The organism is Virgibacillus sp. W0430, assembly GCF_051846935.1.
In the GTDB taxonomy this organism is placed as follows: domain Bacteria; phylum Bacillota; class Bacilli; order Bacillales; family Amphibacillaceae; genus JBPYCR01.
The window spans coordinates 1-10,380 of record NZ_JBPYCS010000047.1; the positions used below are offsets into that span (position 1 = coordinate 1).

The 10,380-nt window shown below is 35.4% G+C and carries 13 protein-coding genes; 2 read left to right on the plus strand and 11 right to left on the minus strand.

Annotated features, from left to right (window positions below; all coding sequences use genetic code 11):
* Nucleotides 1–266 (minus strand): LysM peptidoglycan-binding domain-containing protein (locus tag ACLIBH_RS14000; RefSeq protein WP_439317333.1); only part of this gene is annotated, 266 nt, incomplete at its 3' end.
* A gap of 148 nt (nt 267–414) precedes the next feature.
* Here ACLIBH_RS14000 and ACLIBH_RS14005 point away from each other — a divergent pair.
* Both ACLIBH_RS14005 and ACLIBH_RS14010 read left to right on the plus strand, forming a co-directional pair.
* Nucleotides 415–1,947, plus strand: coding sequence for an FAD-dependent oxidoreductase (locus tag ACLIBH_RS14005; RefSeq protein ID WP_439317334.1), 1,533 nt, complete (start codon nt 415–417; stop codon nt 1,945–1,947).
* Nucleotides 1,948–2,808: 861 nt separating this feature from the next.
* Nucleotides 2,809–3,339: a D-glycero-alpha-D-manno-heptose-1,7-bisphosphate 7-phosphatase gene (locus ACLIBH_RS14010; RefSeq protein WP_439317335.1), complete on the plus strand. Its 531-nt coding sequence runs from the start codon at nt 2,809–2,811 to the stop codon at nt 3,337–3,339.
* A 39-nt stretch (nt 3,340–3,378) separates the two neighbouring features.
* On the opposite strand, the gene ACLIBH_RS14015 is transcribed toward ACLIBH_RS14010, so the two are convergent.
* From ACLIBH_RS14015 to ACLIBH_RS14060, 10 genes are all read right to left on the minus strand, one after another.
* On the minus strand, nt 3,379–3,585 hold the full coding sequence (locus ACLIBH_RS14015; RefSeq protein WP_439317336.1) for a heavy-metal-associated domain-containing protein: 207 nt from the start codon (nt 3,583–3,585) through the stop codon (nt 3,379–3,381).
* Between the two features lie 40 nt (nt 3,586–3,625).
* Entirely contained in the window at nt 3,626–4,147 is a 522-nt protein-coding gene (gene mug, locus ACLIBH_RS14020; RefSeq protein ID WP_439317337.1) for a G/U mismatch-specific DNA glycosylase, read from the minus strand.
* 83 nt (nt 4,148–4,230) lie between these two features.
* On the minus strand, nt 4,231–5,127 hold the full coding sequence (locus ACLIBH_RS14025) for an MOSC domain-containing protein (protein WP_439317338.1): 897 nt from the start codon (nt 5,125–5,127) through the stop codon (nt 4,231–4,233).
* Between the two features lie 254 nt (nt 5,128–5,381).
* A complete protein-coding gene (locus tag ACLIBH_RS14030; protein WP_439317339.1) occupies nt 5,382–6,158 on the minus strand; it encodes a sulfite exporter TauE/SafE family protein in 777 nt (258 codons plus the stop codon).
* A 166-nt stretch (nt 6,159–6,324) separates the two neighbouring features.
* A complete protein-coding gene (locus ACLIBH_RS14035) occupies nt 6,325–6,558 on the minus strand; it encodes a sulfurtransferase TusA family protein (protein WP_439317340.1) in 234 nt (77 codons plus the stop codon).
* 20 nt (nt 6,559–6,578) lie between these two features.
* Nucleotides 6,579–7,703 (minus strand): MBL fold metallo-hydrolase, encoded by a 1,125-nt coding sequence (locus tag ACLIBH_RS14040; RefSeq protein ID WP_439317341.1) that lies wholly within the window; start codon nt 7,701–7,703, stop codon nt 6,579–6,581.
* Complete coding sequence (locus ACLIBH_RS14045) at nt 7,700–8,281, minus strand: sulfurtransferase TusA family protein (protein WP_439317342.1); 582 nt, start codon at nt 8,279–8,281, stop codon at nt 7,700–7,702. Before ACLIBH_RS14045 ends, ACLIBH_RS14040 begins: the two co-directional genes overlap by 4 nt.
* A 63-nt stretch (nt 8,282–8,344) precedes the next feature.
* Complete coding sequence (locus ACLIBH_RS14050) at nt 8,345–8,824, minus strand: DsrE/DsrF/DrsH-like family protein (protein WP_439317343.1); 480 nt, start codon at nt 8,822–8,824, stop codon at nt 8,345–8,347.
* Between the two features lie 122 nt (nt 8,825–8,946).
* Nucleotides 8,947–9,207, minus strand: a complete 261-nt coding sequence (locus ACLIBH_RS14055; protein ID WP_439317344.1) for a metal-sensitive transcriptional regulator — start codon at nt 9,205–9,207, stop codon at nt 8,947–8,949.
* Nucleotides 9,208–9,558: 351 nt separating this feature from the next.
* Nucleotides 9,559–10,380: 5'-3' exonuclease (locus ACLIBH_RS14060; protein WP_439317345.1), on the minus strand; the 822-nt coding region annotated here is incomplete at its 5' end.

A 10,380-nucleotide genomic window follows, 5' to 3' on the forward strand; every position in this document is an offset into this window, starting at 1 on the left:
ATTTGAAGTTGTAAGGGATTGACTGCTTGATTAACGACTAACAATGCATGTAATGGCAATGAATAATTCCTAGCAATTGCCCATAATGAATCATTAGTATTTATAGTATATTCAATTAACTGGTAACCGGGTATTTGAACGGAATCACCAACTTGCAATTGATTTGGATTAATTTGTGGATTTGATGAGATGATTAAAGATAAAGGAATTCCAAATAATTGACTATAGCTCCATAGTGTATCGTGAGCGCGTACACGAACTTCCATCTGTATCAGCTCCCTAAATGATGTGTAATAGATTGTATGTGTTCTAGTAACAAAAAATGACGTATCTATGTATGATGCGTTGATATACATAGAACGTGAAAAGGAGGGGATACTAAGGAATAGACTTATGGTAAAAGGGGCGTACAAATTGACTGATATAAAAATACCACAGTTTCCCGAATCCTATTGGAGAGACTCAGCTTCTATTAAAAACTTTCCGAAACTAGATGAATCAATAAAGGTAGATGTAGGAATTGTTGGAGGTGGAATTACCGGGATAACTGCAGCATATCTATTATCAAAATCAAATTTAAGCATCGCTTTACTGGATGCTGGAGAATTATTATATGGTACAACCGGTCATACGACCGCAAAGATAACCGTACAGCATGGTCTTATTTACGATGAACTCATCCAACACTTCGGCACAGACTACGCAACAGGGTATTATGAAGCAAATAATGAAGCAATGCGTATGATTGAACAGTATATACGAGAGCACAATATAAAGTGCGACTATGAACACGAGTCGGCATATTTATTTACGAATTCAAAAGACTATATTACAAAGTTGGAAAACGAACAAAAAGCATACGATGCATTAAAAATTGAACATGAATTTACAAATAAAATGCCCTTAAATGTTCCAGTAGAATCGGTATTAAAAATGAAACAGCAAGCAAATTTTCATCCGTTAAAATATTTAAACGCACTGCTCGAGCAGTGTATTAAGAATGGTGTACACGTTTATGAAAACACCGCAGCAATTGATTTGGAGTATAGTAAGCATCCAACAATTCTAACACGGGACAGGCAACGTGTAACTTGCAAGCACGTTATACAAGCATCTCACTATCCATTTTACGATGGTCAAGGGTTTTATCCGACACGTATGTATGCTGAAAGATCGTATGTACTTGGCTTAAAAATGTCTGAAGAATTTCCAGGTGGAATGTATATTAACGCAGAAAATCCAACAAGATCAATTCGTTCGACAAAGCATAATAGTCAGGATCTATGGTTAATTGGAGGCGAAAGCCATAAAACAGGGCAAGTTAAAACGACGCTGAACAATTACGAGGCACTTCTCCAATATGCCAAGCAACATTTTAGTGTAACAGAATATGGTTATCGATGGTCTGCTCAAGATTTGATTACATTAGATAAAGTACCGTATGTCGGTCCAGTTACGAAAAATCAACCGTCTGTTTGTGTAGCAACTGGTTTTCGGAAATGGGGGATGACGAACGGAACAATAGCAGCTAAAATCATCCATGATCATATTATCGGTGTTGATAATAAATATAAAGATATATTTACACCATCAAGGTTTCAGGCAGAGCCAGCTTTAAAGAAGTTTATTAATTTTAACACCGACGTTGCCAAGCATTTAATTAAAGGGAAACTTGAATATACGGATTCGAACATTGAAAACATGAAAGCAGATGAAGCAAAGGTAGTGCGAATCCGAGGTAAACGCACAGGTGTCTATAAAGATAATGAGAATGAACTACATCTTGTGGATACAACATGTACACATTTAGGGTGTGAGGTGGAATGGAATTCCGGAGAACGTACATGGGATTGTCCATGCCACGGATCACGGTTTTCTTACGACGGAAAAGTGGTTGCAGGACCAGCTAATAAGCCATTAAAAAATGTTTCACTTGATAAACAATAAATAAATTTTACCAAAAAGGTTTACAACACAGCAATTTGTGAAACATAGATATTAAGTAATAAACATTCGAACAAAATTTTAAAAACAACAAATAGAAAGGAATGTTTTTAATTGACTGATCTATGTATAAGCTGTGGCTGTGACGCGTATGGAGAAGATATACTTTGTGAAGAATGTTATACGATTATTAATGAATAAGTCATTACCATATCAAATTACAAAAAAAGAAGCATATGTATATGTTAGTTTAATGGACATACATTTGCTTCTTAATTTTTCTTTAAAAATCTCAATAACTAAAGAATACTTTATTATGAGATTTTAAAATTTTGTTTTTGTACTAACTTCCTATAATATATATTATGTAAACTAGTAAAGGAGTTGCTAGAACAATAATTGCCGAGGTTCCTTCCTATAATAAACATTATGAGGAAGTTTTTCTCTTTACCTTGACGATAAACTATTAGGTGTGACGGATAAGTGCTAAGGATGGTCTCATAATGATTAGTGTCCTGCCAATAAGTTATGGGTACGACTGAAAAAAACTATTTTGGAGGTCGTGTCAAATGCATTTTACCCTAGCAACCGATGAATTTCTATTTTACTTGCAGGTCGAAAAAACTATTCCGTCCATACCATTACAGGTTATGCGCATGGTTTAGCTGTTTTGTATGCTTATACCATTCATTTTGTAGATTGGATGCTCTTTCAAATTCAAAATGTAATACAACTAAAATTAATTAAGTTGCTTATTACTTTCCGTATTCGTATTAAATAAGCAAAATGTGTAAAACCTATCAATTATTCCGTTAGTTCCCTCTGTTCAAACAATACACAAATGAAAATGGAGTTGAGCATTTTATGGCTTTAAACAAAGCAATATTTCTTGATCGCGATGGTGTTATTAATGAAGTGCTTAGTGAGCGTGTGAAATTCGTAAATAAACCGGAAGATTTGTATTTAATTGAAGGCGTTGGCGAAGCAATACAGCAATTTAATGCAGGTGGCTACAAAGTGTTTGTCGTAACAAATCAAGGTGGAATTGGGCTGGGCTACATGAGTGAAGCTGCTCTTAAGGCTGTGCACGAACACATGCTACAACAATTGGCTCAGTATGATGCAAGAATTGACGCTATTGCTTATTGTCCACATAAACCGCATGCTGACTGTATTTGTAGAAAACCAAAGCCTGAAATGCTGCTAAAGTTAGCTAAAGAACACAATATAAATCTTTCACAAAGTTATATGGTTGGTGATCGTGCAGTTGATATTGAGGCTGGAAGGCTTGCCTGTACACAAACGGTACTTATTGGAGAACGTACACAATCAAATCAATACGATCTATATTTTAAAGATTTACTCGCTTTTAGTAATTGGCTTTTCAAAAAATAAATTCCTCCTCTCGAAAATAAGAGGAGGAATAATTAAAGCTTACGTTATAACAGAAAAACCTTGAGCTTCTATTGCTTTTCTTAATTCCTTTGGAGTTATAAACGCTTCATCGAATGTAATATCTACCTTTTCCGTATCTAAGTATACTTCTGTGCCTTGTACTCCTTCTAACGCTTCCAATGTGCCACGCACGGTAGCTTCATTTGAGCGAGCAGTCATCCCTTTTACAATCATTGTAGCTTGCATTTTATACAACTCCTTTCTAACTATATGATGTGTTTACCCGCTAATCTTCCTTATTTAACATACGATTTAACGCATGTAACTGCTTGTAAATAGTTACTATTTTATCGATGTTCATTCTTACGAGCCCACTTGAAGAAGGTGCGACAAATTCGATAACACGAGGTAAATAAGGTTCTGTTTGCTGTCCCCATTGTACATTTTTCTTCTTTGTTAATTGTTGATAGACGCCTTTGCCAACAAAGCAAACGATTGCTGGACTGTAACGATTTATTTTCTGCATTAAACGTTGACGACCAGCTTCATATTCTTGTTTCGTTATATCTGTTGCAGCTTTAGTAGGCCGCTCTACAATGTTCGTTAATCCGTAACCAAGCTCAAGTAATTTTTCATTTTCAGTTGGGTTGAATTTTCTCGGTGTTAAACCTGATTCATGAAGTATTTTCCAAAAGCGATTTGTAGGATTTGCGAAGTGATACCCTGTCTCACTTGATCGTATGCTCGGATTGAACCCGACAAAAAGTATGTCTAAATTTTCTTTTATGTAATCGGGAATAGGTTTCATAATATAGTCTCCTCATATTTTGTATAGTTAGTCAATATTTTTCCGCCTAAAATTTTGATTATTAATGACTGTTAAATCGTTACTTATAACAGATGGCGGATGCTTTTTCGCGGACATGAATTGACCTCTTCACCTCTTAAAGGCAGCTCTTTCGGGGGCTTAAGTCTCATCCTTTTCTTGCTAGAGTCGCTCCCTTTCGATCCAAGTAACTGAATAAGTGCTACTATTTTGGGCGTTCCGTGATATTCCTTGATGGCTTTAGGATCATGTACGCTGTCCCCCACTTTAATACTGCCAGTGCTACTTACAGATCCCAATACGCCAAAACGATTTTGTCTTTCCCTAACAACGGTTTTTAATAACGAAGATGCCATTTTACCATCTTCTGGGTTTACAGTAATGATCATACATCGTTCACAGGAGCTATTCATTTTTATTTTTACCTTTTCTCCGATTTGTATGGTTTTGCCAATCCAATCCTCCTCTATAAAAGGTACGTCATTATGAAGTGCAATATATAAATTCGGTCTAAATCTTCGATGATCTATATTTGCTCCGAGCATAGATGCTAGTTTCGTAATTGAAGCGTCTGTAATAATTAATAAATGATCTTCTTCAATAGGTCCGATAGGTACATTTGTAGGGGGATATATTATTGGCTGAATTGGTCTATTGCTTATTTGCTCTAGTTCTGTTTGTAATTGTATATCGTTCCATTTGTACTTTTTTCCACTTGGTGAGAGGATTTCAACGTCAGGATAGTGGTCATTTGATTCTTCCCCTATAAATCTAGCCTTATATTTCACCATATCTTGTACTTGGGTAATTGTTAAAAACTTCCCAGGCCTACTTTTATCTAAAAATGCGTGACTGCGGTCACCGTATAAACCGTATTTCATGACCTTCGTTTTTGTTACTTGCTCACCTGTAAAAGATTTAACAGGATGACGAGTTATTTCCTTAATCGTACCTACTAACATTATAATTCCCCCTTGTTTATTAAGATCTCCATTACTCGGAGCAATTAAATTAGATGCGTGTATATTTAGATAAATTATAACATTTATGTACGTGCAAAAATTAAAAAATGCAAAGAAGAAATAGTAGCTTCTTTGCATTACACAAGATAGATCGTTACATATTTAATTTGTCAATCTATTTTGTATAAAGATTCATTGGGACACTTTATAAGGAGACAAGTAGTGAATTAATATCCTTTATTAGTTGCTGTCATTTAAAAAAAGTCTAGCCATATTTTAATTGCCGTTGCCAGTATTAATATTGCTAACATTGCTTGCAAAACCTTCGTATTTATCTTTTTCCCTACATTTGCGCCTAATGGAGCTGCAAGTAAACTGGCGACGATCATAATAGCTGCAGGACCATAAAGAACTTGATCAGTAACTATTTTACCGATTGTCGATCCAATTGAAGATAAAAATGTTATCGCTAAAGAAGATGCAATTGTTACGCGTGTAGGAATTTTTAAAATAACGAGCATTATTGGTACGAGTAAAAATGCACCTGCTGCTCCAACAATACCTGCGCCTATTCCTACGATGAATGCGCTTAGTATCGCTGTTGTATAATTAAAACGAATTTGGTCGTTTGGAATTTCATCGATTTGTTTCTTTGGAACAAACATCATAATAGCGGCGATTGTTGCCAAAATACCATATATAATGTTAATTAGATTATCGGTTAAATAATCCGAGCCAAATCCACCAATAAAACTACCGATTAATACGGAAATACCCATCGTTAAAATGAGCTGTTTATTTAAATAGCCGCCTTTTCTAAATGCGAACATCCCAGCTAATGTAGCAAAAAACACTTGAACAGCTGATATTCCTGCAACTTCAGAAGCTGAAAATAAGCCAACTCCTACAATTGGAGGGATATATAACAGTAACGGATACTTTACTATGGAGCCACCGATTCCGACCATACCGGATATAAAAGATCCGATAAAACCGATTAAGAATAAGACAAGAATAAGATCAAAGGACATGATTATCACCTATTTCCATTCAATTATAAATCCCTTACACAAATTTAAAAATAAGCTATCCTCCTATAGTAATCAAAAAGATCTTTAAGTTACTATTTGTAGGAGAATAGCTACATAATTTGACCCTTTACATAGTGGCAATCATCTACAAAATTTGTAAAATGGACTACTTTTTACGAATCCAAAAAGTGAATACACCATCTTTTTCTGTTTGGTCTTCAAGTTGATGCCCACCAGATTTTGCCCAAGCTGTTAAGTCACTAGTAGATCCTTTATCTGTTGTATGGATTTCTAATAGCTCGCCCGATTTCATTTGATCCATTATTTTCTTTGCTCTTACTACTGGCATTGGACATGCCAATCCTTTTGCATCTAATACTTTATCTGCTTGTTTACTCATTATAATATTCCTCCTATAAATTAATTAATTGCACATCGGTTAGGACCGATTTCCATTTCTTGCTGTTCATCCTCGTTAGGATTAATTTTACCCATATTTGTTTTACGTATCTCTTGAAAGCTATTCGGTTGAGGAGGTAAGTTTTCTGAAACCCTTTTATGAAAATCGCTTTCATCCTCAATTTGCAATCCATCATTTTGTGTAAATAAAACGCCTAATTTTTCACTTACACTGCCGTCTGTGCCCAATTCTGTAATGTGGCTAAAGTGAGCAGGCAAAACCATAAGGTTTTCAGACATTTCTTTATAACGGCTGTACAATGTTTCTCGTAAATGGCTTGCCCAATCACCTGCTCGTCCTGCTAGATCTGGTCGACCAATCGATTGGACAAATAAAATATCCCCAGTTAATAAATACTCGTTGTCGACTAATATAGATGTACTGCCAATGGTATGTCCTGGTGAGTATATAATATCAATTTGTGTACCATTTAATTTTAAATTACTCGTCTCTGTTAAACCATTAAACTCAAAAACAACTTCTTCTGCATCTTTTGGTGGTAACCAATAAGCTGCTCCTGTTTCCTCTCTAAGCTTTCTTCCACCTGAAATATGATCAGCATGCAAATGTGTATCGATAGCATGTTTAATCGTTACCCCTTTTTCTTTAGCAAAAGTAATGAAAGGTTCAATCGTACGACCTGCGTCTATTACAATAGCTTCCCCTTCAGATGCGATCATATAGGATAGACATCCTTTTCCAATTCGGACAAATTGATAAACGGAGCCGCCATTTGATAAATCGCCTACTTTAATTGGTTCTAAATGATCGCTCCATGCTTTCATGCCGCCTTTTAAATACATTACGTCTTTTATGCCGGATTCTTTGAGCATTTCTGCAACAAACTTTGATGAGCCTTCTTTGGCACATACGACTAAAATAGGGATATCTCGAGGGATTTCATCGATAATTTCGTCGACACCTTCAAGCATATCGAAATAAGGTTTATTTAATATTTGTATGGATTTACCTTCTATTTTCCAATCGTTAAAGTCCGATTCGTTACGTACATCCAAAATAAACAGCTTTTTTTTCTTAATAACAAAATCGGCGATTGTTTTGGCTGTTATTTCTTGTACACTCATTCGTGCTTTCCTCCTTGCAAAGATTGTGTTGGTCCGTCCCAATCAATCATACCAGGTACAACATTAAATACGTTATATCCTTTTGCATCTAATATTTTAGCTGCGTAATCACTTCTGCTCCCTGTTCTGCAAATAACATATATTTTGTCTTCCTTATTGATTTCCCCAGCACGGTGATCAATCTCACCTAAAGGAATTGAAATTGCTTCAGGAATATGGCTAAATGCATATTCTGCTGGCTCCCTCACATCAATTACTGTAACGGATTTTCTTTCTAAGCTCGCTTTTAATTCTTCTAAAGAAACAATCTTTTCATAAGTCATAGGTTCACTTATCTCCTCTTGTTTTGCTTTTCGTAAGTAATGCTTTAACACGCCATTTTCTTCAATTGTTCCTAGATAGTGTTCACCAGTACTTTTTGCCCATGCACGAATATCTGCTTTTGATCCTTGATCCGTAGCAAGTACTTCAAGAACTTCTCCTGGTACCAATTCCTTTATCCTTTTTTTTGTTTTAATAATTGGCATTGGACAAGCTAAACCTTTCGCATCTAAAGAATGATTTACTTGGATATTCATAATATTCTCCTTTTAGTAAATTATATACATATACATGTAAGGGTATATAAGTGATTAAAAAATTTATATAAACAAGTTTGTATTTGCATTTTCAGCGTCACCAATGTACGCAGCTACTCCACCATACTCAATTCCATCCATCATTTCTTCTTGTTTAATTCCGAGAAGATCCATAGTCATCGTACATGCAACTAATTTAATATCCTGTTCTTGAGCGAGCTCAATTAACTGTGGTACGGTCATTGCTTTATGCTTCTTTATAACATGTTTTATTAATTTTGGTCCTATTCCTAAGTAGTGCATTTTTGATAGACCTAGCTTGTTTGCCCCTTTTGGCATCATCCAACCAAACATTTTTTCTAGTGGACCTTTCTTTCCAGGTGATGCGGCTTCATCTTTAAGCGTGTTTAGCCCCCAAAAAGTAAAAAACATTGTTACTTTATGCCCGTAAGCAGCAGCACCGTTTGCAATTATAAAGGCAGCCATTACTTTGTCTAGCTCTCCACTAAAAACTACAATAGTAGTTCCTTTTTCTTGTTCCATAAAACACCCTCCTCTAAAAATACTAATACCCCTATGGGTATAATAATAAACTTAAATAAAAAATGCAAGGGTTATTTTGCATTTTTTTATAAATATATTTTTCTCTGTAGAAAAACAAAAATTTATCTGCTTTTAATTAGCAGTTGAATTGCTTCTTCTACAACATCTGACGAATCTTCCCCTTTATCATTTTGCTCCTGTACGCACTGTTTTAAATTTTGGGCAACAATGAATGCGATGGTACGATCCAACGCTGTACGCGCTGCTGAAAGCTGGCTAATGACGTCTTTACACTCTTTCTCTTCTTCCATCATGCGCAATATTCCACGTACTTGCCCTTCAATACGTTTTAAACGATTTTTAATATCAGGTGTAAATTCCATATAATGAACCTCCTCAAAAATACGTATAGGGGTATTATAGTGAACTTTTGTTAAAAAGTCTAGCAAAAAATAAAGGCTTTATGTCTGCGCTGGTAATATAGCGAACATAAAGCCTTTGTTTTATTGCTGTATTTTAAAGGGTTTTCGGATTAGTGTCTGGAAAATCAGGAACGGTTTCTGACACGAACAAATGGAAGGTGCGAGCCTCATCTAGTAGCATTAGGGATCTGTGAGAGGCCCTAAGTGTGTAGTAGGATGAGGAGGACACGACTCGCCTCCGATAAGCGAGTAGATTAAACAAGCAAATACGCTAGAAAATCTCCTTCTCAAATATTTTTTGGAATACATTGTTTAAATTAACTTTGCTAAATTATCATATTCCAGCAGTATAAATTTTTCTTTTACTCCTCGCTTATCTACATCCCATACTGCTTGCTCTATATGACATGTAATCGGTATATCACATTTTATTTCTGCTAGCTGTCTCGATAGGTTTAACATATCTATATTTGTTTTAATTCGACTTTGTACAGTAGGCGAAAGCACCTCCAAATTTTCCAGTAAATTATCAATTGTATCGTGCTCTTTTAATAATTTGAGTGCTGTTTTTTCACCAATACCTTTAACACCGGGATAATTATCTGCACTATCTCCAGTTAATCCTTTAAAATCAACTACTTGCCACGGGTGAATTCCTTTTTTATCGTAAAAATTTTCATTTGTATATATTTCATAATTACCTTGTCCTTTTTTCATAATTGCAACATCGATTGATTCTTTGACAAGCTGTAACATGTCATGGTCGCCAGTTAAAATTGTTACATTGTCAACTGGTGCATATTTATTAGCGAGCGTACCTATACAGTCGTCGGCTTCATAATTTTCTAAGCCTATATTAGGTATATTAAATATGTCTATAACCTCTTTTGCTAATTGAAACTGTGGAACAAGTTCTGTCGGTGGTTCAGCGCGATTTGCTTTGTACTCCTTATACATTTCTGTACGAAAAGTTTTGCTTCCCATATCCCAGCAGCAGATGATATGTGTAGGCTTAAATTTCTCTTGGGCATCCATGAAATAGCGAATAAATTGATATACACCATTTGTAGGTAAGCCATTTTTAGCGATCATATAATTATTGCGGTAGGCAGTAGCAAAAAAACCACGAAACAG